The sequence below is a fragment of the Streptomyces deserti genome (assembly GCF_054782695.1).
Genome location: NZ_BAAGRZ010000001.1, coordinates 436,723 through 459,849, shown reverse-complemented (window position 1 = coordinate 459,849; position 23,127 = coordinate 436,723). Strand labels below are relative to the sequence as shown.

The window sequence follows — 23,127 nt, the reverse complement described above, 5'->3', positions numbered from 1 at the left end:
TGAAGGTCAGGACGTGTGGTGTTCGATGGCGCGCAGCGCCTTGTACAGCGGCGCGTACAGCAGCCGGGCGACCGCGGGGTCCGCCGGATCCGGGCAGTCGGGCGGCGGGGCGCCCTCCGCGAAGTAGGGGGCGAGCACGTCGCGCAGACCGGTCAGCAGGCCGTCCTCCTGCGGAAGCGGTGCCGCCGCGGCACCGGGTGACAGTAGCTTGGCCGTACGCGGCGCGAACCGGGCGTCGACGAAGACCACGCGGGCGGGCACCCCACCCCGCACCAGACGGCCGATGACCTGCCAGATCGTCACCAGCTGGTCCCACGTGAAGGACGTCTTCTCGTGGTCGGACAGGCGGGAGTAGATGTAGCGGCGGGACAGCAGTCGACGCCACTCGGCGCGCGCCACGTGCCGGAAGGCCAGCCCAGCCGCGTCCAGGTCCGTCGCGGCCATGACCAGCTTGCTGAACGTGCCCTGCGGCAGCCCGGGTTCGTCGCGGGCGAACCGGGCCGCCCAGTCGTTGATCGCGAACACGGCCAGGGCAAGGTCGTCCGGGCGCGGATGCGGCCGGGCGAGGAACAGCGCCGTGCCGAAAGCCGCGTTGCGCTGGGCGTTGAGGATGTTGTGCCCGCGTTCCACCGCCATCAGCGGGGCCACGAGGATCTCCGCCGTGGGGTCCTGGGCGAACATGGCGAGATCGCCCCGGCGCAGCGCCGTGACCCGGTCCGCCTCCGCCCGCGGCGGTGCCGAGCCGCGCACGGCCTGCTCCAGGTCGGCGTCGTCCGCGGTCAGCACACGGACGCGGCCGTGCCAGCGCTCCATGTCGTGCAGGACCTCCGCCGCGGTGTGCGCCTCCTTGTAGCTGCCGACCAGGAGGATCGCCCGGCGACGGCGGCTGTCGGCGACCCTGGCCAGTTCCTGCTCCAGCGGGCTGGGGGCGCCGCCCCGGCCGGGGGAGCCGAGCCGGCTGACCATCGCCCGGCAGGCGGCGGGCCGGGCCTTCGGGTCGGTGCCCGACAGGCTCAGGGGGCGGCCCTCGTCGTCGTACAGGAAGTGCGTACTGAATTCCGACGCGCTCACGGCTGCGAGGGACCGTGGCGAGGGTGTCAGCACCGCGCCCACCGGGGCGACCACGTGCGCGCGTGTCGAGGTGCCCGCCCAACTGGTGCCGGACATCAACACGACGTGCGGTCCCTTCCGGCCGCGGCCTGCGTCGGCGCCCACGTCGGGCAGGGAGAGCAGGAGTTCGCGGCCCACACCCGCGCACCGGAAGAAGCGCAGGGTGCCGCTGTTCCGTCCCTCGACATCGCGTTCCCGCTCGTCGGGCAGGTACTGGAACCCCAGGACGTTGCCCATCGGAGCCTCCGGCACCAGGGGGGCGTAGTCGAGCGGCGGACGGCGGGACAGCTCGTTGCCAGTCGAGTCCAGGTGGAGGGCGGCCTCGACCTGGGGCCAGAGGAAGACCAGCCGGTCGAGACGCTGGTTCAGGGCGCTGAGCAGCAGCATGAACTCCAGGCGCCGAGCGGTCAGATCGAGCCAGGCCTCGTCCTGGGCCCGGGCGGAGGCGGGGGTGCCCGCGAGCAGCGGGCGCAGCACGGCGAGGACGCGCTCGCGGGTGTCCGAGGAGGACAGCGTGGTCAGCAGGTCCTGAGCCAGGCGCACCAGTTCATCCGTCAGGTTGCCGTACGGGCCTTGGCCACCCAGGGGATCGTCCCGGAAGTCGTCGAACCGTTCGGTCAGTTCGGCACGGTGGGCATCCACCTCCGGCCCGGCCGACTCGGGCTCCGGAGCGTCGTCCTCGTACGCCTCGTACAGCTCCGATTCGTCGGATACCCCGTCCGGAGCGCCGACATCGGGGTCGTGTGCGAACCAGGAGCCGAACAGCTTCTCCTGGAGGGTCCAGGGGCTGAAGTACTCGATGTCGGCCCACTCGCGCAGGTCCGCGTCGGAGATCAGCAGCTTGTACAGGCGGTCCGTGGCGGCGTGGACCACCGTCAGTGAGGCGGACCAGCGCTCGACCTCCTGGTCGGTGAGCGGCAGCCGGCCCTGCCGGCACAGTTCCTCGATGCGGTGGGTCTGCACCTGGTCCAGCCAGGACTCGGGGCCGGGGGAGACCAGCGTCGCCGAGGGCGCGAAGATCTCGTCCAGCTTCATCTGCACCGAGTCGGCCTCGTCGACGACGATGATGTCGCTGCGCAGGCAGGCCAGTTCCAGGTGGCGCAGCCGCTCGTCGCCCAGGTGGCGCGGTACGGCGGACTGTACGAGGCTCGCCGGGTTGGCCACCCAGATCAGGGAGTCGACCAGCTCCCGGGCCGCACGGTGACGCGGGCACACGTACCACAGGGGGCACCCGTGCGGTGTTCCCTTCACCTCAGCCGGACGGTCGTCCTCGGCCGGGGGCCGCCGCTGCCCCGGCCGGTAGGGCTCGGGCAGCGCGGCGGAGTCCGGGTTCTCGTCCTGCGTGTGCTTCTTCTGCGGGTAGAGCGAGGTGCACGGCGCGTCCGCGAGCCGCAGGGGTTGTGCCGCCTCGGTGCCGCGCAGGGCGTCCACCACGCACACGGTGCTCAGGTGGTCGAAGCCCGGGTCGTCGTGGTCCAGCAGGTTGTGCACGCCGCGGGAGGCGAGCCGCCGGTGCAGCCGCTGCACATGGGTCTCCCGTGTGGTCAGACCCAGCACCGGCGTGGCGGTCAGTCCCAGATCGCGGAACAGAGCCGTGAGGCGCAGCTGTTCGGCCACGTCGCCCACGACGAGCGTGGTGCGCAGCGCCGGAGTCCGGCGGGCTCCCCAGACCGCGAGGAGCGTCATCAGGGTCGACTTGCCCGCACCGACCATGCCGGCCAGGTGCAGCAGTCCGTCGAGCCGGAGATCACCCTCCTGCGAGAAGCCCAGCCCGTCCGCGTCGCGCGGGAAGATGTGCAGCTCGGTGAGGCGATCCTCCCAGTGGCCCGGGTTCTCCACCTCGTTCGCCCGCTCCGTCGCGTCCATCCAGCGGGCCGTTTCGACGAGTTCGGCCCGGCTGATCGTGAGCGGCTCACCCTTCCCCGGCCGTCCCGTCTCCGGGGCGTGACCGGGAACGGGGTCGGGACGCAGTTCCTCGGGCAGCGTCACGGAGGTGGGACGGCGCCGGTCGACGAAGGTGGCACGGCCGGGTGGCGCGAGGGGCAGGGCCTTGCGGGCCAGCGGAGGCAGCGCGGCTAGAGCGTCGTCGTACACGGCGAACCGGTCCGAGGCGACGGCCGGCTCACGCCGCCGCGCCGGCCGGTCGAGCGCGAGGACCTCATAGGCCCGAAACCGGTCCGGCAGGCCCCGGTAGGTCTCCAGCGTGCGCTCCCAGGTGCGGCCGCGGCGCAGGTGCCACAGCAGATGGCGGCCCGCGATGAGCATGACCTCGTGTTCGGGCGAGGACACGTATCCCCGGGCGCCGGCGAACTCGTAGCCGCCGAACAGGACGTAGGCACCACGGGCGGGCTCATGCGGCGCGATGTGCTCCAGGATCCGCAGGGCCAGTTCCGCCTGACACAGCAGACTGGGCTTCACGTCGCCGAGTTCGGCGGGCACCTCGTCCCACAAGCGGGCGAGCTCCCTGCTGACCGGGTGATGCCAGCTGTCGCGGTCACGCATCGCCGGTCTCCTCCTTACGCGTGGCTCCGCCGACGCGCGCGAGCCGGTCCTCGGCGCGGGCGAGCAGGTGAGTGTCGGTGAGCAACGGAACTCGGCGGGCGGCGGCCGGGCGGTTGCGCTCATAGGTGGCGATGTAGCCCGGCCGGTCGTCGACACGGTCCTGCGGCACCACCCAGAACGCCTCGTCGTACCGGGGCTCCTGCGGCACCGGCCGGGCAGCCCGCCCCAGGAACGCCGGATGGGCCCAGTCCTTCACATCCACCGCCCACTCCCAGCCGTCGGGAAAGGTGATGTGCACGTCATAGGCGTCGTACGCCGGCCACATCCGCACCTTCAGCCCGAGCGCGGTGAGCCGCCCTTCCAGCTGCACCTCCGCCCGCCCGGGACCGGTGACGAACTGGCGCAACGGCCTGGCCAGCTGCAGCAGTTCACCGGCCTCCTCCTTCGAGATGCGGCGCCCCACCGGCGGCCGGCCCCGGCGGCGGCAGCGGTCCCGCTCGCACCACCAGCCGCCGTCGGGCAGCGGCGTCAGCAGGGTGAGACACCGGCCGCAGGTCGCGTAGACGTCACCGCGCAGATAACTGTCCGGGACGGGGCTGTAGATGCGGCTCAGAAGCTCCTTCACCGGGTCGAGCACATGGTCCATCGACACGGCCCACTCCTCGGCCGAGGTGAGGACGGGCCGGGTGACCAGGAGCCGCCGGAACTCGGTGTACGCGTCCTCCTCGCCGTACTCGCGGCACAACCGCAGCGCGGCGCGGATGATCTCACGGTCGTAGAGAACCAGCGCGCTGTCCGAGAACTGCTCCGCCCACTCGTAGCACAATTCGGTGGGGCGCGAGGAGTCCGGGTCGAGCAGCAGATCATCCGGTCCGGCCGCCTCGGCCGGCAGGTCCACCGGCCAGTCCGCCACCGGTCGCTCGCGGCACCAGGACAGCAGGTCCGGAAGGCTCACCGGAGGCTCGGCCCCGCGCTCCAGACAGGCCAGCACCGTCCGGTCGAGGGCGCGCTGAACCTCGGGCGGGTAGGGCAGGGAGTAGGCCTCGGGGCCGGTGGCCGCGTCGAGCACCGTGAGAGCGGTGGCGAGCGTGCGCATGAGGGGGATGCCGCGATGGGCGGACCAGTCGGCGTCGTGCAGCGGCGTTCCGTCGCCGGTCGTCGCGGTCACCGTGCCTCCAGGTGCGCGCGGCCGGCCGCGCAGTGCGTGAGCACGTCGCAGCCGCCGCAGTGGCCGCCGGGCGTCGGCGCGTACGTCTCGTCCACCGCCCAGGGGCCGGCGAGCCCGGCGATGATGCGGCGTGCTTCGGTCCGGGTGTCCGGATCGCCGGGATCGATCTCCTCGCAGCGCGACTTCCCGGTCCCTTCCGCGTCCAGGTACAGCACCTCCAGCTCGATCAGCGACCGGCGCGGATCACCACCGGGCACTCCGGCGGACATCATCAGCACCGCGAAGGCGAGCTGCGGGTACGTCTCCATCAACGCGCGTCCCTCCCACGGGGGTTTCGCAACCGTTTTCGTCTCGTGCCAGATCCAGCCTCCCGAGCGGGTGTACAGGAGGTCGGGGTCGGCGATCAGGACGACGTCCAGTTCGGGGTCGTACGCGGTCAGGCGTGGCTGCACCCGTACGACCTCGTCGGACGGCAGGCCGTCGAGAGGGCAGGCTCGCTGGTGTTCGGCGAGCAGGGCGAGGGCGGTCGGCAGTTCGGCGGGGGAGAGACCGGGCAGGGCGTCCGGGAGGGGGGCCGTGCGACAGCATCCGTTCTCGTGACGGAGGTTGAGCCACTCGTCGACCGCGCGCCCCCTGCGGATCGGCTCGCTCTCCGGACCCCCCGACTTCAGGTGCAGTACGCGGGTGAGGTGGAACTGCGCGGGGCAGCGCGCATGGACGCGCAGGTCGCTCGCCGATACGGAGCGGCGGGTGCGGGGGCGGCGTGGCCCGGGCACCCCGAGAACGCCGGGAGTCCGGGGCGGCTGCTCGCACGCGACCAGACCTTCGCAGCGTGTGCAGCTGGAGCCGGGGTTGAGCCGGTCGTCCTCGATCACCCGGCGCAGCACCGGCTTGGCGTGCTCGGTGAACCGCCGCTCGGCCTCGTCGGCGTCCCAGTCGGCCAGCACGTCGTGATCGCCGCTGCCGCAGCCGATGCCGATGATCCGGACGCGCTGCGGGCGGACGGTGCTGCCGGGCGCCGGACGGAAGATGTCCCGGAATGCCGACTGGGAGGGGATGCCCGTCACTGCCACGGCCGCCGCCTCCGCGATCTCGGCGGACGGCCGGTCCCCCTTGACGGAATTCACGGACAGCAGCCACAGCTCACGTTCCGACCCGTCGGCGGACGCGTACCGTCGTCCCCACGCCGTGCGCTCGTAGCGGATCGCCCCGCGGGCGTCCGGGACCTCGCGCTGGGTGATGGCCGTCCACTGGGCGCGGACCGGCAGAGTCGGCGGGCGCCCGAGCACGCGCCGCTGCGCTTCGCGCGCCGTGCGCGCCAGCAGGTAGGACCGAACGGCTGATTCGGCCCAACTCACGTGTCCGGCGTGGTACTTCTGATTCCCCAGAAGCCGCGTCAAGGCGCTGTCGACGTCCTCTCCCTCGTGCTCGATCGCGTCCAGGACGCTCATGACCGGCCCGAGGGCGAAGTCCTCGACGGGCTTGCCCCGCGGGCGCGGCGGAACCTGCCCGAGCAGCGCCCTGGCGCGCAGGGCGTTGCCGCGCGGGCAGTCCTGAGAGTCCTCGCGCAGCAGTGGCAGCGAGGTGCGGATGAGCCGGATGTCTCCGTTCGTTCCGGGCGGAGGCAGGTGGAGCGACACGATGCACCCCTTACGGGCGTGGTGAGACGAGAGCACCAACGCACCCAGAGAAGCGTATGTTTGTGAACTTAGTCAAGCGATTGACTCGATGTGATCCGTGAACCGCTACAGTGTGACTGACACCAGGTCATGAACAGCCGGGGGTGAGGCGTGGAAGCCGGGGAAGTCCTCGACGACCGCTACCGAGTCAATGAGGCGCTCGACCAGGGCGGCATGGGCACCATCTGGACGGCCACCGATCTGGGAACCGGGCAGTTGGTCGCCGTCAAGGTGCTGCGGCTCGACGCTTACACACAGGGCCGATTCACTCCGGCAGAGCGCGCGCGACGCCGGGTCGAGCTGCTGAAACGGTTCGAACGCGAGGGTGTCGTCCTCGAGGAACTGAAGCACCCTGGGATCCCGCGTCTGCTGCACCGTGGCTACCTGGGTGAGGAGCCGTACCTCGTCATGGAATACGTCGAAGGGGTCAGCCTGCGCGAACTCCTGGACATGCGCCGGCCATTCCCGTTCGACGCCGCTGTCGCCATCGCCGTCCAGGTCGCCGAAGCCCTGGGGCACGCGCACGCGAACGGCGTCGTGCACCGCGACCTGAAACCGGGCAACGTGGTCATCGCCTCCGCGGACGGAGCGGTGAAGCTGCTCGACTTCGGTATCGCCTACCTCACCGATCCCGACGCGACCCGTTACACCGCACTCGGTGCGACCCCGGGCAGCGCCGGGTACATGGCTCCGGAACAGCTGCGGGGCCAGCAGGACATCTCCGCCTCGGTGGACCTCTACGCGTTCGGCTGTGTGCTGTTCGAACTCCTCACCGGAGAGAAGCCCTTCGAGGACAAGCCGGACCGGAACAAGGACACCCAGCACCTCGAGGACCTGCCGCCGCGCCTGCGGAGCATCAATGTCGGCATTCCGGAGGAACTGGACGACCTGGCCTGGGACCTCCTCGCCAAGGCCCCGGCGGACCGCCCCGAGACCATCGACGAAGTGCTGGGCGTTCTTCGTGACTTCCTGCCGAATCCGGGCGACCCGGCCCCGGATCCGGAACTGGATCCGGACCCGACCGCGCGCTATCGGCTGCGGGAGAGCTCGGTGGCCGGCGCGGCGGACACGCGGCTCACCCCCCGTGCCGCATCACGACGTCCGGTCCGCCGTCGTGGCGGGTGGCTGGGACGCAACCAGTTCGCGGGGCGGATCGCCCGGGCCCGGGCGGAACTGCTCGCCGACGGTCCTGGCGACCGCTGCGCCGAGCTCCTCGACCTGCTGCCCAAGGCGGTGTCGGACTGGGGTGCCCGCGAGCCGATCGTCCTGGAGGGGCGGCTGGTGTGTGCCGACGCCGCCCGGCTGGACGGTCGTACGGGTGAGGCGAAAGAGCAGTACCAGCACGTGGCCGAGAACGGAGACCCCTCGGATCCTCTCGTACTGGAGGCCCGTCTCGGGGTTGCCGAATGCCTGATGCCCGAGGGGGACTTCGCCGGGGCGTTCAGCGGCTGGCGCGCGGTGGTGCACAGCTTGTCTCTCGTCGCCGTACCGCATTCCGACCGGCTGACGAACCGCTGCCGCGAGGTCGCCGTCGAGCTGGCTGAATCCGGTTACGAAGCGCGGGTGACCGACCTCCTCGCCCGGCTGCCCGAGCTGTAGCCGGATCAGTTCCGGGGAAGGTGCCCCGCGGCCAGCAGGTCCCCCAGCGCCCGGCTCAGCTCACCGCCCACGCTCTTCATATCGGTCATTTCGCGTTCGAAGGTGGTGATCTTCCGGTAGATGTCCCCGTACCGTCGCTGTTCCTCCAGCGAGAGCCTCGGGATGTGCAGACGCCGCACGTCGATGCGTGACGTGGTGGACGCGTGAGTGCCGGCTCTGTGCACATTGGCCGGGGCACGCAAGCAGCCGGACAGGAACCATGGGTCGAGAACGGCGGGATTCGCCCTGAGCGCCGCGAGCTGGGGCCCCAGGACGGACGGGGCGTCGGTGTCCACCCGTACGTCGAAGGCCCGGGCCAGCACCGAGACGATGACGTCCTGGGACGCTGTGACCGTGAGCGAGCCGTCCTGCTCGCCCGCCGCGACGGCTGACGCCGGAAGCCACAGCTGCGCCTGCCCGGACAGCGGAGCACCTGTGAGGACGCGCGCCTCGTCCTCCTGGCGTTCCCCGCGGCGCACCAGAGACTCTGGCAGCCCCTGCCCGGTCCGGATCTCCAGGGCTCCGGCTCGTTCCAGCTCGCCGACGCTGATGAGCGGAACCGTCTCGTCGCCGTCTGCGGGTACGAGTGCCGAGAGGGCGTCGGCGGCATCGCGAAGTTCCCTCATATGCACGTCGAACCGTGTCCAGAGGCGCCTGAGGTCGACGATGGTGGCGGCCCGTGTCCTCGGAACACGCCGCGCAGGCGTGAGGTCCACCTGGTCGTCCAGCAGGTCGACCACGGGCACCGAGACGCTTCCCAGCGTGCTTGTACCGCCGAGAACCCCCACGATCTGCGCCGTCACGGCGGACCAGTCGATGCCGCCTCTGTCGACGGACACGGGACGGGCGGTGTGTGTGGTGTCCACGAACGTGAGCTCCGCTCGGTCTGCTCCGCCCGGGCCTTCGGCACCGTCCGCGCACAGGATCCACAGATGCAGCCCGACGCCGTAAGGCGGGGCGGCACCGGGCGGCAGGGCGATCACGGTCCGGAGCACGCCGGACCGCAGGAGACCGGCCCGGATCCGGCGACCCGCGCGGCGCGCCGCCACAGCGGGCGGCAACACGAGAACCGCAACGCCGCCAGGAGCCAGAGCTGCCGCGGCATGCTGTACCCAGGCGAGTTCCGGCTCGGTGCGCGGAGGCTGCCCGTACACCCAACGCGGGTCTGTGGCGAGATCCGCGTGACCCCAGTCACGCTCGTTCGACGGCGGGTTGGAAAGGACCACATCGGCCTGCGCTCCGGGGTGGGCATCGGCCCGCAACGTGTCACACGCTGCCAACGAGACGTTGGACAGGTCACGCTCGGCGAACCCGCCGACCGCCAGGCGCGCCTTGGCCAGCTCCACAAGAACCGCGTCGCTGTCCTGGCCCAGGAATCTCCATCCCACCGCATGGTCAGCACCCCACTGTCGGCCGGCTGCGACGAGCAACGTTCCCACCCCGCACGCAGGATCCAGCACGGTCCGTACAGGTCCGGGGTGATTCATGGCTGCGGCTTGGGCCATGAGCTCGGCCAGCTGCACCGGAGTCGTTGTGATCTGCCGCACGTGCGTCCGGAGCCATCGCTCCAAAAGGAGGTCGAAGGCCCTGTGCTCCTCGTCCTGCTCTGCCAGCTCGAGAGTGCGTTCCAGAAGGCGAGTCTGACGCTGATCAAGGAGCGGCCCCACCGCCGGCCTGCCCGTCTTGACGCCGCTCTGCCGGAGTCCTACCTGGGCCACCAGCAGGCCCGTCGTTTCCCGGTCGCCCAGGGACTCGTATTCCGGCCAGAGCCGGTCGAGCGGGTTCAGCGCCGTCTTGAGTTTGTTCTCCCGCCTGAGCCACTCCTCGACTTGCGGAAGTGAGAACTGCGGGCTCGTGTCGGTGCCGCCGACAGGAGAGGGGAAGTTGTCGTACCGTCGCCGCCAATTGCTGACGGCGGCGCGCCCGACCCCCGCGATGCGGGCGATCTCCGCCAGGGTGACGACAACCGGGGGCGACCCTGCGGTCGTGGACATGATCTCCTCCGGAGCTCGTGGCGGCCTCGCGCCTAATGGATCCGTGATCACCTGCGTATGAGGGGGCGCATTGTTTGACTGAGTTTACGCACATGGTGGGGCCCACACTGCGCGCCTCACATTGCTCGCTCGGCCGGTCCGGGGCGGTCGCATGTCCCGGTGAGGCGAGGCCCTACGCCGAGTGGACGAGTTGGCGATCCCTTGAAGTGGCTGCTCGAGGCGTGCGTTTGATGAGCGTTCCTTGTGCGCCTGCCGTCGTTGTGGTGATGTGGGGGCGTCGCAGGCCGCGGTGCGTTCGCCCACGGGTGGGGATGGGTGTTCGACCAGGGGGTACGCGCGCACGCCGGTGCTTGTTCACGCGTCTCCCGCCAGGACGCCCCGGCCGTCCGTCCCCAGTGACCGCTCCGTCACCCGCGCCAGATGCCGCCCGAACACCTCCCGCGCCTCCGCCGTCAGCGTCCGCAGCGACACCAGGGCTGTGATGACCACGTCGCACAGTTCCGCCTGTACGTCGTCCCAGGTGTGGGTGACGCCCTTGCGCGGGTTCTGGCCGGTCGCGCCGATCACCGCCTCGGCGACCTCGCCGACCTCATCCGACAGCTTCAGGATCCGCAGCAGCAGATCCTCCCGGCCGCTGGCCGGGCGGTTGGCGTCCAGCCAGGTCCACAGGTCGTCGATGGAGTCCCAGAGGTCGGTCCGGGCAGGGGCGGACGGGGAAGGGGCGGACGTCGCGTGGTCGTTCATGGGGGCAGAGCCTGCCATGGGGGTCTGACAACGAGGGGCGGGAGGAAGCGTCACCGGGAGCGATGAGTCCGCCCCGCTTCGCGGGTCATCACCTCCACCCGTCGAACGAGAGATGATCCATGGACCTGTCTCGGGATCACCTGCCCCAAGGCGACCTGAAGCTGCTCGAGACCGACGTCGCCCAGCGGCTCCTGCACTCGACCATCCCCGCGCGCCTGGCCTACATGGCCGTCGACGGGACACCCAGGGTGATATCGACCTGGTTCGTCTGGGACGGTGGCGAGCTGGTCATGGCCACATTCATCCACTGCCCCTCGCTGGGGATCAGCCGGCCGACCCGGCGGCTGCGTGCCCTGCGGGCTAACCCGGACGTGGCCGTCACGATCGACACGGAACCCCAGCCGCCGCCGGACGTCATGCTGAGCGGCCGGGTCTCGGTCACCGAGGTCGACGGCATGGTGCCGGAACAGTAGCGGGCGGCGCGCCGCTATCTGGGTGAGGAGGGCGGAGCGTCCTACGTCGCCCAGGCCCGACACCCCGAGACGAGGATGGCGCGTATCGCACTTCGGCCCACCTGGGCGGGCCTACTGGACTTCCGGGACCGGCTCCCGGCGTCATGGGAGGCTGACCAGGCGTCGTCGGCCTCCTGCCTACTCCTCGAACAACGGCTCCTGCTCGCCCTCCTTCTCCTTGCGCAGTCGCCTGCCGCGCGCCCCCACGACCAGCACCACGCCCGCCGCCGTCGCCGCCAGTGCCGTCGGCACCATCCAGCCCCGGTCGAAGCGGTGGCCGAGTACGTGGTCCAGGGACAACCGGCCCGGCCCTGCCACCGCGATGCCCGTGGCGGCCAGGCCCAGGGACGCGGCGTACTCGTAGCCGCCGCTCTGGTTGAAGAAGCCGGCCGGTGCGTGCACCGCGGCCGCGCCCGCCATCGCGCCGGCCGCCGCCGCGCCCGCCGCCGGGGTGGCCAGGCCCAGCGCCAGCAGCGTGCCGCCGCCGGCCTCCGCGAGGCCCGCCGCCGTCGCGCTGGCCCGGCCCGGGGCGTAGCCGACGGACTCCATGAACTCGCCGGTGCCCTGGATCCCGCCCCCGCCGAACCAGCCGAACAGCTTCTGCGCGCCGTGCGCCGCCAGCACACCGCCCGTTCCCAGCCGGAGCAGCAGCAGGCCCAGATCACGTCGGTCGTAGCTCGTCACGTCGTCTCCGTCTCCGGGAACAGACAGCAGGAACATTTCCCACGCTCGCCTCGCGGTTCTTCACGCTCGCCTCGCGTTCCCCTCCGCGTGTCCACCGTCGCACCCCTGACGCCCGGCGACACCCGGCGGGCCCGCCCGGGCCGCCGTTCGGGTGGCGCGGGTGGCGCGCCGCAGCGGCCGGTACGAGGCTGGCGTGCATGACGATTCAGACCACCCGCCTCAGCGACCCGGCCGTCCGTGCCTTCGTCACCGCCGTCAACCACCACGACCGCGAGGGCTTCATGGCGATCCTCGCGCCCGGCGCGACCATGGCGGACGACGGTGCCGACCGCGACCTCGCCGACTGGATCGACCGGGAGATCTTCTCCTCCCACGGCCACATGGAGGTCGACAACGAGTCCAACGGCGGCCGTTCCCTCATCGCCCGCTACAGCAACGACACCTGGGGCGAGATGCGCACACGGTGGAGCTTCACCATCGACGAGGACGGCAGGATCTCCCGCTTCGAGACCGGCCAGGCCTGAACCGCTTCGAGACCGGTCAGGCCCGAAATTCCGGTTCCGAAATCCCGAAGTCCCACATCCCGAAATCCCAAGCGGGACCTTGCCTTCGCGTGCGCTCCAACACCTAGCGTCCCGGTCATGGAGACCGACAGGAACGACAGGAACGACAGGACCACACGAACACTGGGACGCACCGGCATCGAGGTCAGCGCCCTCGGCTTCGGCTGCTGGGCGATCGGCGGCGAGTGGCAGTCCACCGACGGGCAGCCGCTGGGCTGGGGCAGGGTCGACGACGAGGAGTCCGTACGGGCGATCCGGCGCGCCCTCGACCTGGGCGTCACCTTCTTCGACACCGCCGACACTTACGGCACCGGGCACAGCGAGCGCCTGCTGGGCCGGGCCCTCGGCACACGCAGGGACGAGGTCCTCCTCGCCACCAAGTGGGGCAACGTCTTCGACGAGGAGACCCGCACGCTCACCGGAAGCGACGACTCCCCGGCGTACGTCCGCCGCGCGCTGACCGCCTCCTTGCGCCGCCTCGGCACCGATTACGTGGACCTGTATCAGTTCCATCTCGCCGACGCCGATCCCGAGCGCGCCGCCCAACTTCGCGACGTGTGTGAGGAGTTGGTGCGCGAGGGGCTGATCCGGGCCTACGCCTGGAGCACCGACGACCCCGCCCGCGCCGCCGTGTTCGCCAAGGGGCCGAACTGCGCCGCCGTCCAGCACTCCGCCAACGTCCTGCAGGACGCACCCGAGATGCTCCGGCTGTGCGAGGAGGCGGACCTCGCCGGTGTCGTGCGCAGTCCGCTCGCCATGGGGCTGCTGACCGGCAAGTACGCCGCCGGGCGGGCGCCCGGAGACGGAGACATCCGCAGCAGGCCGCCGGCCTGGCTGCAGGGCTTCGGGGACGGAACCGGCGCCGACCCGCAGTGGCTCGCCCGCATCGACGCCCTCAAGGACGTCCTCACCAGCGGGGGCCGTACGCTCGCCCAGGGCGCCCTGGCCTGGCTGTGGGCGCGCAGCCCGCGCACCGTGCCGATCCCGGGCTTCCGCTCGGTGGCCCAGGCCGAGGAGAACGCGGGCGCGCTGGAGAAGGGCCCGCTCACCGTGGAGCAGATGCGAGAGGTCGAGCGGATCCTCGGGCGCTGAGGAGCGCCCAGAGCGTGAAAGGCGAAGAGCGCGCAGACCGTGAAAGGCGAAGAGCGCGCAGGCCGTGAAGGGCCGAGAGCGCCCAGACCGTGAAGGACCGAGGCCGACGAACGCGGCAGCCGTTCCACGTACCGGTGCGTACCCCGCGGTCCCGCGCGGAGTCCACCCCCGCCCGGTGCGTGGAACGGCTGCCGCCTCCCCCCGGAAGGTGGTCGACGGAAGCCCCCTGCCCCAAGTGTGAAGCTTTGGTGGAGGCAGGCTTGAGCATAAGTCCGCGACCGGCCGGAATGGTGCGGAGTCCGGGATTCCGCTTGTGCAAGTTGAAGAAGTGACGGTCGCGGGCGGGTCCTCAGCCGCGCCCCACGTACGGCATCGTCGTCGCCAGTACGGTCGCGAACTGCACATTCGCCTCCAGCGGCAGCTCCGCCATGTGCCGGACCGTGCGTGCCACGTCGGCGACGTCCATGACCGGTTCCGGGGCGACCTCCCCGTTTGCTTGCAGCACTCCCTTCTGCATACGGGCCGTCATGTCGGTCGCCGCGTTGCCGATGTCGATCTGGCCGACGGCGATCCGGTACGGCCGCCCGTCCAGCGACAGCGACTTGGTCAGACCGGTCAGCGCGTGCTTGGTCGCGGTGTAGGCGACCGAGTGCGGGCGGGGCGCGTGCGCCGAGATCGAGCCGTTGTTGATGATCCGGCCGCCCTGCGGGTCCTGCTCCTTCATCTGCCGGTACGCCGCCTGCGCGCACAGGAACGCCCCGTTGAGGTTGGTGTCCACCACATGCCGCCAGGCCTCGTACGACAGCTCCTCGACCGGCACCCCGCCCGGCCCGAACGTCCCCGCGTTGTTGAACAGCAGGTCGACCCGCCCGAAGCGTTCGACGGTGGCGGCGAAGAGTGCTGTCACGTCCTCGGGGCGGGACACGTCCGTCCGTACGGCGATCGAGGCTGAGGCGCCCTCGGGCACCAGCGTCGCCGTCTCCTCCAGCGTCTCCACGCGGCGGCCCGCCAGCGCCACCGACCAGCCGGCGCCCAGCAGTTCCACGGCGACCGCGCGGCCGATGCCGGAGCCCGCGCCGGTCACCACGGCGATCCTCGACCGGCCGTCCGACAGCCCGTCCTGCCCGTCCCGCCTGTCCGTTTGCATGGCATTCATGGGCCCGCAGCGTACGGGAGGGTCCGCCATCCGGAGCTCATGCGCCCGTCATGTGGGTGTTGTGTACGTGCCAATCCAGGGTCGTCCCCGGCCACTCCAATGCCCCCTGCATCCATGCGACAGGGGAGGACCGGATGACACCCGAAGCACGCCCGTCCCAGCACGCCCCCGAACTCCGCGCCGCCGCGCGGCACATCGGCCGCCGCCGCTTCCTGACCGCCACCGGCGCCGCCGCCGCGCTCGCCTTCGCGACCAACCTGCCCACCGCCGGAGCGGCTTCCGCCGCCGAACTCGACGCCGCGAAGATCACGGACGACCCCTTCACCCTCGGCGTCGCCTCCGGCGACCCCCTGCCGGGCTCCGTGCTCCTGTGGACCCGGCTCGCCCCCGCCCCGTACCAGCCCGACAGCGGACTGCCCGCCGAACGGATCACGGTGCACTGGGAGCTGGCCCACGACGACCGCTTCCGCCGCATCGCCAGAAGGGGCACCGCCACCGCCCACCCCGAGTTCCACCACAGCGTGCACGTCACGGTGAGCCACCTCGACACCGACCGGGTGTACTACTACCGCTTCCGGGCGGGCAGTTGGGTGAGCCCGACCGGCCGCACCCGCACCGCGCCCGCCCCGGGGAGCCACGCCACCGCGCTCACCCTCGCCGCCGTCTCCTGCCAGGCGTACCACGACGGCTACTACACCCCGTACGCCCATCTCGCCGCCGACGACGTCGACCTCGTCTTCCACCTCGGCGACTACCTCTACGAGTACGCGGTCAACTCCGTGGGAGGCCGGCGGAACTACACCGACCGCACGCTCCCCGCCCTCTTCAACCGCGAGACGGTGACCCTGGAGGACTACCGCCTGCGGTACGCGCTGTACAAGTCCGACCCCGACCTGAGGGCCGCGCACGCCGCACACCCCTTCGTCGTCACCTGGGACGACCACGAGACCGAGAACAACTACGCCGACGGCATCCCCGAGAACACCGTCCCGCCGGAGGAGTTCCTGCTGCGCCGCGCCTCCGCCTACCGCGCCTACTGGGAGAACCAGCCCCTGCGCCGCCCCCAGCGGCCCGAGGGCCCCGACATGCGGCTCTACCGGCGTCTGCACTGGGGCCTGCTCGCGCAGTTCGACGTCCTGGACACCCGCCAGTACCGCTCCGACCAGGCCTACGGCGACAGGGCCCACGTCCCCGGCCCCGAGTCCGACGACCCGGCGCGCACCATGACCGGCGAGACGCAGGAGCGGTGGCTGCTCGACGGCTGGCGGGCCTCGCGGGCGCTGTGGAACGTCGTACCGCAGCAGGTCATGTTCTCCCGGCGGAACATGGACCTGACCACGCCGTCGCGGGTGTCCATGGACGCCTGGGACGGCTACCGGGCCTCGCGTCGGCGCGTCCTCGACGGAGCGAAGGCGGCCGGCGTCGAGAACCTGATGGTGCTCAGCGGGGACGTGCACTCGGCGTACGCCTTCGACATCAAGGACGACTTCGACGACCAGACGTCGCCGACGCTCGGCACGGAGATCGTGGCGACCTCCGTCTCCAGCGGCAGGGACGGCGCCGACCGGCCCGCGAACTGGAACACCTACATGACCGCCAACCCGCACCTGAAGTTCTACAACGGGCGGCGCGGCTATGTGACGGTCACGCTCGGGCAGGAGCAGGCCCGCGCCGACTTCAAGACCGTGCCGTACGTGACCACGCCCGGGGCGCCGGTCACGACGGCCGCGTCCTTCGTGACGGAAGTGGGCGAGCAGGGGCTCAAGCCGGCGTGAGTTCCGGCTCGCCCGTCTCGCTGGGGTAGCGGACGCCGATGCGGTCCCGGATGGCGTCGAGCGTCCGCATCACGGCGAGGGTGCCGTCCAGCGGGACGAGCGGGGACTCGGTCTCCCCGGCGCGCAGGGCGCGCATCACCTCGCGGGCCTCGTGGCGGAACGTGTTGTACGGGCCGTCCGCCGGGTCGGCCGCGAACTCCTCGGGCTCGCGGCCGTCCCGGTGCAGCACGATGCGGTCGGGGTGGAAGAAGGTGTGCGGAACGTCGATGCGGCCGTGCGAGCCGGTGACCGACGCGGTGCGGGGCGTGCCGCTGACGATGGAGCAGTGCACCGAAGCGAGAGCACCGCTCTCCCAGGAGAGCACCGCTCCCGTCTGGAGATCGATGCCCTCGTCCGAGAGCAATGCTCTCGCCGTGACGTCCGCGGGCTCACCGAGCAGCAGCTGCGCGAACGACACCGGATACACCCCGAGGTCCAGCAGCGCGCCGCCGCCCTGCGCCGGGTCGCGCAGCCGGTGCGCGGGCGGGAAGGGCCCGGCGATCCCGAAGTCGGCCTGCACGGTCCGCACCTCGCCGATCGCGCCGTCGTCCACCAGCTCCTTCACGCGCCGGATCAGCGGGTTGCAGTACATCCACATCGCTTCCATCAGGAAGCGGCCGTGCTCCCGCGCCAGCGCGACCAGTTCCTCCGCCTCGCGCACGTTCAGCGTGAACGGCTTCTCGCACAGCACGCTCCGCCCGGCCGCCAGGCACAGGCCGGCCGCCGCGCGGTGTGCCGAGTGCGGGGTGGCGACGTACACGACATCGATGTCGGCGTCCTGGGCGAGCGCGTTCCAGTCGCCGTACGCCCGCTCGATCCCGAACCGCTCGGCGAACACCCGCGCCGACGCCTCGGACCGCGAGGCCACCGCCACGACCTCCGCGTCCGGCAGGTCCAGCAGGTCCGCCGTGAACGCGGCCGCGATCCCGCCCGTCGCCAGAATCCCCCACCGCACGCTGTCCGCCGTCATCTACGCCCCACCCTCGCTGTTGCGGTTTCAAGCAGTCTGTACGACCTGAGAGCATAGGTGCCGGATCCGTGGAAAGGGAGGGGCACATGCCCGAGGGTGGGGCGTCCATACCGAACACACCATCGAGCACGACACCGAGCACAGCACCGGACACCACACCGGACACAGCATCGGGCACAGCGTCGGGCACAACTCCGACCACAGAGTCTCAGGCGGCCGTACCGAAGACCGGAACGGCCGCCGCTTCCGCGGTGGTCCGCCGCACCAGCCTCCTGGTCACCCTCATCCTCGGCGGCCTGACCGCCACGCCCCCGCTGGCGATGGACATGTACCTCCCCGCGCTCCCGGAGGTCACCAGGTCCCTGCACGCGCCCGCCGCGACCGTCCAGCTCACCCTCACCGCCTGCCTGGCGGGCATGGCACTCGGCCAGCTGGTCGTCGGGCCGATGAGCGACCGGTGGGGACGCCGGCGCCCGCTGCTGGCCGGGCTCGCCGTCTACGTCGTCGCCACCGTGCTGTGCGCGCTCGCGCCCACCGTGGAGGTCCTGGTCGCCTTCCGGCTGGTGCAGGGCCTCGCGGGCGCGGCCGGGATCGTCATCGCGCGGGCCGTGGTCCGCGACCTGTACGACGGCGTGGCCATGGCCCGCTTCTTCTCCACCCTCATGCTGATCTCGGGGGTCGCCCCGATCGTGGCGCCGCTCATCGGCGGGCAGATCCTGCGCGTGACGGACTGGCGGGGCGTGTTCGTCGTCCTGACGGTGCTCGGGGTGCTGCTGGCGGCCGTGGTCTGGGCGAAGCTGCCCGAGACGCTGCCGGCCGCCGACCGCCACGGCGGGGGCGTCGGCGAGGCCCTGCGCGCGATGCGCGGACTGCTCGCCGACCGGGCCTTCGCCGGGTACACGTTCGCGGGCGGTTTCGCGTTCGCCGCGCTGTTCGCCTACATCTCGGCGTCCCCGTTCGTGATCCAGGAGATCTACGGCGCCTCCCCGCAGATGTTCAGCCTGCTGTTCGGCATCAACTCGGTGGGCCTGGTCGTCGTGGGCCAGATCAACGGCAAGGTCCTGGTCGGCCGGGTGGGCCTGGACCGGGTGCTGGCCGTCGGCCTCGCCGTCGTCATCGTCGCCGCGACCGCGCTGCTGCTGATGTCCCTGGGCGTCTTCGGCGAGGTCGGGCTCGCCCCCGTCGCCGCCGCGCTGTTCGTCCTGATGTCCGCGATGGGCATCACCCTGCCCAACACCCAGGCACTCGCCCTGATGCGTGTCAAGCACGCCGCCGGCTCCGCGTCCGCCCTGCTCGGCACGTCCTCCTTCCTGATCGGCGCGGTCGCCTCCCCGCTCGTCGGCATCGCCGGCGAGGACACCGCCGTCCCGATGGCCGTCGTCCAACTGGCCGCCGCACTGGTGGCGCTGGCCTGCTTCGTGGGACTGTGCCGACCCTGGACGAGTACACACGCGGAGGGAGCGGGGAGCTGAGCGCACCGCGACTGCGCCACGGCACACCGGAGCGCGCCGGGCTCGACCCCGGGGAACTCCGCCGCCTCGTCCGGGAGGTCCGCGCCCTCACCACCGGGGAGCGCCCCTGGGCGGCGGGCGCCGTCGTGGTCGTCGGGCGGGGGCCGGTGATCGCCGTCGAGGAGGCGGCGGGCTGGGCCGTGCGGTACGCGGCGTACGACGAGCAGACGGACACGGGCGTGGAGCTGCCGCCCGGGGAGCGCGTGCCGATGACCGTCGAGACGCCGTTCGACCTGGCGTCCCTGACGAAGCTGTTCACCTCGGTGGCCGCCGTGCAGCAGATCGAGCGCGGCACGCTGGGCATCGACGCCCGGGTGGGCGCCTACCTGCCGGACTTCACGGCCGCCGCCCGGCACGGCATCACCGTACGGCAGCTGCTCACCCACACCTCCGGGCTGCGCCCCGAGCTCCCGCTGTACGACTGCGCCGACGACGCGGAACGCCTGGCGATGCTGCGCGCCGAGCCGCCTGCCGGGATGCCCGGCACCTACTGCTACTCCGACCTGAACATGCTCCTCCTCCAGCACGTCCTGGAACGCCTCACCGGCCGCACGCTCGACACCCTCGTCCACGACGGCATCACCCGGCCGCTCGGCATGACGGCGACGGACTTCGGGCCGTGCCCGGGCGCGGCGGCCACGGAGGACCAGCGGCGGCCGTGGGCCAAGGCGGACCGGGGGATGCTGCGGGGTGAGGTCCACGACGAGAACGCGTGGGCGCTGGGCGGGGTGGCCGGCCACGCGGGCCTGTTCTCGACGGGCCGGGACCTGGCGGTGTTCTGCCGCGCCCTGCTCACGGGCGGCTCCTACGGCCCGGCCCGCGTCCTCGGCCCGGACTTCGTGGAACTCCTCTTCACCCCGCCGGGCCTCGGCTTCGCCCTGGACCAGCCGTGGTTCATGGGCGAGCTCGCGGGCCGCGGCGCGGCGGGCCACACGGGCTTCACGGGCACGTCGCTGGTACTGGACCCGGCGACCGACACGTTCCTGATCCTGCTCGCCAACGCGGTCCATCCGCGCCGGCGGGAGCCGGACAGCCGACCGCGGGCGGCGGCGGGGACGCGGCTGGCGCGGGCGGTGCGCGGGGCGTAGGGGCACGCGACCCCGGGGCGTCGGTGACCTGAGAGAATCGCACGGTGAACGCCCCCGCACTCCCGGCCGCCGAAACCCTCCGCACCGCCCTCGCCGGTCTGCTCGACGGGATCCCCCCGAAGCAGGCCGCGCAGGCCGTCGAGCGGCTGATCGCCAACTACCGGGGGAGCATCCCGACGGACGCGCCCGTGCTGCGGGACCGGGCGGACGTGGCCGCGTACGCCGCGTACCGGATGCCCGCCACCTTCGAGGCGGTGCGGTCGGCGCTGGCGGCGTTCGCGGACGCCGTTCCCGGCTGGGTGCCGGGCAGCCACGTGGACGTGGGCGGCGGCACCGGCGCGGCGACCTGGGCGGTGAGCGACACCTGGGACGGGGAGCGGCCCGTGACCGTCCTCGACTGGGCGGAGCCCGCGCTCGCGCTCGGCCGGGAGATCGCCGCCGCCAACCCCGCCCTGAAGGACGTACGGTGGCAGCGCTCTCGGATCGGAGCGGCGCTCACCATCGAGAGCACTGATCTCGTCACCGTGTCCTACGTCCTCAACGAGCTCACCGAACCCGCCCGCGCGGCCGTGGTCGACGCGGCCGCGTCCGCCGCGCAGGCCGTCGTGATCGTCGAACCCGGCACCCCCGACGGCTACGCCCGCGTCATCGAGGCCCGCGACCGCCTGGTCACCGCCGGGTTCCGTATCGCCGCGCCCTGCCCGCACAGTGCCGCCTGCCCCATCGTGCCCGGCAGCGACTGGTGCCACTTCGCGGCCCGGGTCAGCCGCTCCTCCCTGCACCGCCAGGTCAAGGGCGGCTCCCTGGCGTACGAGGACGAGAAGTTCAGCTACGTCGCCGCAGCCCGCTTCCCGGTCGCCCCGGCCCCCTCCCGTATCGTCCGCAAGCCGCAGATCCGCAAGGGCCAGGTCCTCCTCGACCTGTGCGAGACCGAGCCGTCCCTGCGCCGGTCCACCGTCACCAAGCGCCACGGCCCTCTCTACAAGGCGGCCCGGGACGCCGACTGGGGCGACGCCTGGCCCCCCGCGGAGGACTGACGCCCAGCATGTGTCCGGCTCCGCCTCGGCTCATGAGGAACTCCTTCCGTACGGTGGCCACGTGCGACCACTCATGAAACGAGACGGATCGTCTCGCTTAAACGCGCTCCACTCTCCGGCGAGACGCACCGTCTTGTCAAGCTGATAAATTCGCCCCATGGCCACACACAAGTCCGCCCAGCCCGCGCCCACCCGGCCCGCCCCCGACTCCACCCGTCGCAGTGAGAAGTCCCGGCGCGCCATCTACGACGCCGCCCTCGCCCTGGTCGCGGAGGTCGGCTACCCCAAGACCACCATCGAGGGCATCGCCGCCCGCGCCGGTGTCGGCAAGCAGACCATCTACCGCTGGTGGTCCTCGAAGGCGGACGTCCTGATGGAGGCGTTCCTCGACCTCGGGGAGCAGGCGTCGCGGGAGGCGGGCCAGGAGCAGCCGTACGCCATCCCGGACACCGGTGACATCGCCGCCGACCTCAAGGCCGTTCTGCGCGCCACCGTCGACGAGCTGAAGGACCCCCGCTTCGAGGCCCCGTCCCGCGCCCTCGCCGCCGAGGGCGTCGTCAACGAGGAACTCGGCCGGGAGTTCGTGGCCAAGCTCCTCAGCCCCTCGCTCCAGCTCTACGTCGACCGGCTGCGCGCCGCCCAGGAGGCCGGCCAGGTGCGCCCCGACATCGACCCGCGCATCGCCCTGGAGCTCTTCGTCTCCCCGCTCGCCCAGCGCTGGCTGCAGTACACGGGCCCGATCTCGTACGAGTACACCGACACGCTCGTCGACTACGCCCTCTACGGCCTCGCGCCCCGCTGAACATCCTGCTGAGCACCCCGCTGATCACCCCGCACCGGATGCCGGGCCAGCCGCCCCGGCGCGTCCGTGATGATCCCGTCGCAGCCCAGCGCGAGGGCCCGGTCCCGCTGCCGCGGGGTGAGGACCGTGTGCGCCCACACCCGGGGAATCCCGGACCGCACCGCCCGCACCAGGTCCGCGTCCCGCGCCTTGATGTCGACGTCCAGGAGATCCACGTACGACCGCCACCGCTCGGGCCGGTCCGTGCGCAACTGCCGTGCCGAGCGCCACAGTTGTGTCAGCAGGCCCATGCGGTGCGCGCGCCGGGCCACCTCGGGGTCGTTGGAGTTGACGAAGACCGAGCGGGTCAGGCCCCGGGCCCGGATCAGCGCGGCCAGCGGGCCGAGGCCGCGCGGGTCCTTGGCCTCCAGCATCAGCACGATCCGCCCGCCGAGACGGTCCAGCACCTCCGCCACCGTCGGCGGCCGCTCCGACCGCCAGCTCCCGGGCAGCGACGCCCGGGGACGCAGCCGTACGCCCTGCCACTCCCGCAGGTCCAGGCGGTGCACCTCGCCGCCGAGGAACGTGGCCCGGTTCAGCGTCGGGTCGTGCATGACCACCGGCGTGCCGTCGCGCAGCACCCGCGTGTCGACGTCCAGGACGTGTGCCGTGCCGCGCCGGTAGGCGGCCATCAGGCCCGACATGCTGTTCTCCGGGACCTCGCGGGCGCCGCCGCGGTGGGCGACGTACGTGACGCGGGGCAGGGCCGCCACGGTCACGGGGCCGGTGCCCCACTCCAGCGGGGCCGGCGCCCCGCCGCCGTGTCCCGTGAGGGTCAGCGAGACCACGGACGCCGCGGAGGTCAGTCCCGTCAGCGCGATCCTTGTGACCATGGCGACCACGGTAGGTGGCCACATCCCGGCACAACGCGCAATGACACCCGATCCGGGTGCGAAGTACGCCTCGTCCCACGGGCATATGCCTCGCCCCACCTGTGTGCGTCTCGCCCCACCCGTGTGCCTCTCACCCCACTTGCTCCGGATGTGGGCACCGGCCCCCCGGCGCGCAGGATGATGGGACCATA

18 protein-coding genes are annotated in these 23,127 nt (G+C 71.9%); 9 read left to right on the top strand and 9 right to left on the bottom strand.

Going from position 1 to position 23,127, the window contains the following annotated elements; genetic code table 11:
- Positions 1-6 precede the first annotated feature (6 nt).
- Genes ACYVMZ_RS02090 through ACYVMZ_RS02080 form a run of 3 tightly spaced genes read right to left on the bottom strand, consistent with a single transcriptional unit; the run spans position 7 to position 6,420 of the window.
- Complete coding sequence (locus ACYVMZ_RS02090) at positions 7-3,612, bottom strand: pPIWI_RE_Z domain-containing protein (RefSeq protein WP_461074781.1); 3,606 nt, start codon at positions 3,610-3,612, stop codon at positions 7-9.
- Complete coding sequence (locus tag ACYVMZ_RS02085) at positions 3,605-4,780, bottom strand: pPIWI_RE_Y domain-containing protein (RefSeq protein WP_461074779.1); 1,176 nt, start codon at positions 4,778-4,780, stop codon at positions 3,605-3,607. The genes ACYVMZ_RS02090 and ACYVMZ_RS02085 overlap by 8 nt, the downstream gene beginning before the upstream one ends.
- Entirely contained in the window at positions 4,777-6,420 is a 1,644-nt protein-coding gene (locus ACYVMZ_RS02080) for a PD-(D/E)XK nuclease family protein (RefSeq protein WP_461074777.1), read from the bottom strand. The genes ACYVMZ_RS02085 and ACYVMZ_RS02080 overlap by 4 nt, the downstream gene beginning before the upstream one ends.
- A 150-nt stretch (positions 6,421-6,570) precedes the next feature.
- Between ACYVMZ_RS02080 and ACYVMZ_RS02075 the strand changes: the two genes are divergently transcribed.
- The gene (locus ACYVMZ_RS02075) at positions 6,571-8,058 is read left to right on the top strand and encodes a serine/threonine protein kinase (protein WP_461074775.1); all 1,488 of its coding nucleotides are present in this window, start codon (positions 6,571-6,573) and stop codon (positions 8,056-8,058) included.
- 5 nt (positions 8,059-8,063) lie between these two features.
- Here ACYVMZ_RS02075 and ACYVMZ_RS02070 read toward each other — a convergent pair whose 3' ends face one another.
- Both ACYVMZ_RS02070 and ACYVMZ_RS02065 read right to left on the bottom strand, forming a co-directional pair.
- On the bottom strand, positions 8,064-10,091 hold the full coding sequence (locus ACYVMZ_RS02070; RefSeq protein WP_461074773.1) for an N-6 DNA methylase: 2,028 nt from the start codon (positions 10,089-10,091) through the stop codon (positions 8,064-8,066).
- 354 nt (positions 10,092-10,445) lie between these two features.
- Positions 10,446-10,835: a MazG-like family protein gene (locus ACYVMZ_RS02065; protein WP_461074771.1), complete on the bottom strand. Its 390-nt coding sequence runs from the start codon at positions 10,833-10,835 to the stop codon at positions 10,446-10,448.
- Positions 10,836-10,954: 119 nt separating this feature from the next.
- Between ACYVMZ_RS02065 and ACYVMZ_RS02060 the strand changes: the two genes are divergently transcribed.
- Complete coding sequence (locus tag ACYVMZ_RS02060) at positions 10,955-11,308, top strand: pyridoxamine 5'-phosphate oxidase family protein (protein ID WP_461074769.1); 354 nt, start codon at positions 10,955-10,957, stop codon at positions 11,306-11,308.
- Between the two features lie 177 nt (positions 11,309-11,485).
- Here ACYVMZ_RS02060 and ACYVMZ_RS02055 read toward each other — a convergent pair whose 3' ends face one another.
- Positions 11,486-12,031 (bottom strand): DoxX family protein, encoded by a 546-nt coding sequence (locus ACYVMZ_RS02055; RefSeq protein WP_461074767.1) that lies wholly within the window; start codon positions 12,029-12,031, stop codon positions 11,486-11,488.
- A gap of 197 nt (positions 12,032-12,228) precedes the next feature.
- Between ACYVMZ_RS02055 and ACYVMZ_RS02050 the strand changes: the two genes are divergently transcribed.
- Positions 12,229-12,555, top strand: a complete 327-nt coding sequence (locus tag ACYVMZ_RS02050; RefSeq protein WP_461074765.1) for a nuclear transport factor 2 family protein — start codon at positions 12,229-12,231, stop codon at positions 12,553-12,555.
- A gap of 117 nt (positions 12,556-12,672) precedes the next feature.
- The gene (locus ACYVMZ_RS02045) at positions 12,673-13,686 is read left to right on the top strand and encodes an aldo/keto reductase (RefSeq protein ID WP_461074763.1); all 1,014 of its coding nucleotides are present in this window, start codon (positions 12,673-12,675) and stop codon (positions 13,684-13,686) included.
- Between the two features lie 349 nt (positions 13,687-14,035).
- Here ACYVMZ_RS02045 and ACYVMZ_RS02040 read toward each other — a convergent pair whose 3' ends face one another.
- Positions 14,036-14,842, bottom strand: coding sequence for an SDR family oxidoreductase (locus ACYVMZ_RS02040; protein WP_461074761.1), 807 nt, complete (start codon positions 14,840-14,842; stop codon positions 14,036-14,038).
- 134 nt (positions 14,843-14,976) lie between these two features.
- On the opposite strand from ACYVMZ_RS02040, the gene ACYVMZ_RS02035 reads away from it, so the two are divergent.
- Positions 14,977-16,617: an alkaline phosphatase D family protein gene (locus ACYVMZ_RS02035; RefSeq protein ID WP_461074759.1), complete on the top strand. Its 1,641-nt coding sequence runs from the start codon at positions 14,977-14,979 to the stop codon at positions 16,615-16,617.
- Here the strand turns inward: ACYVMZ_RS02035 and ACYVMZ_RS02030 are convergent.
- Complete coding sequence (locus ACYVMZ_RS02030; protein ID WP_461074757.1) at positions 16,604-17,626, bottom strand: Gfo/Idh/MocA family protein; 1,023 nt, start codon at positions 17,624-17,626, stop codon at positions 16,604-16,606. The genes ACYVMZ_RS02035 and ACYVMZ_RS02030 overlap by 14 nt on opposite strands.
- Positions 17,627-17,712: 86 nt before the next feature.
- Between ACYVMZ_RS02030 and ACYVMZ_RS02025 the strand changes: the two genes are divergently transcribed.
- From ACYVMZ_RS02025 to ACYVMZ_RS02010, 4 genes are all read left to right on the top strand, one after another.
- The gene (locus ACYVMZ_RS02025) at positions 17,713-19,098 is read left to right on the top strand and encodes a Bcr/CflA family efflux MFS transporter (RefSeq protein ID WP_461074755.1); all 1,386 of its coding nucleotides are present in this window, start codon (positions 17,713-17,715) and stop codon (positions 19,096-19,098) included.
- Positions 19,053-20,225: a serine hydrolase domain-containing protein gene (locus ACYVMZ_RS02020; RefSeq protein ID WP_461074753.1), complete on the top strand. Its 1,173-nt coding sequence runs from the start codon at positions 19,053-19,055 to the stop codon at positions 20,223-20,225. Before ACYVMZ_RS02025 ends, ACYVMZ_RS02020 begins: the two co-directional genes overlap by 46 nt.
- A gap of 44 nt (positions 20,226-20,269) precedes the next feature.
- On the top strand, positions 20,270-21,262 hold the full coding sequence (locus tag ACYVMZ_RS02015) for a small ribosomal subunit Rsm22 family protein (RefSeq protein ID WP_461074751.1): 993 nt from the start codon (positions 20,270-20,272) through the stop codon (positions 21,260-21,262).
- Positions 21,263-21,419: 157 nt separating this feature from the next.
- The gene (locus ACYVMZ_RS02010) at positions 21,420-22,064 is read left to right on the top strand and encodes a TetR/AcrR family transcriptional regulator (RefSeq protein ID WP_461074749.1); all 645 of its coding nucleotides are present in this window, start codon (positions 21,420-21,422) and stop codon (positions 22,062-22,064) included.
- Here the strand turns inward: ACYVMZ_RS02010 and ACYVMZ_RS02005 are convergent.
- Positions 22,043-22,936, bottom strand: a complete 894-nt coding sequence (locus ACYVMZ_RS02005) for a glycerophosphodiester phosphodiesterase (protein ID WP_461074747.1) — start codon at positions 22,934-22,936, stop codon at positions 22,043-22,045. The genes ACYVMZ_RS02010 and ACYVMZ_RS02005 overlap by 22 nt on opposite strands.
- Positions 22,937-23,127 lie beyond the last annotated feature (191 nt).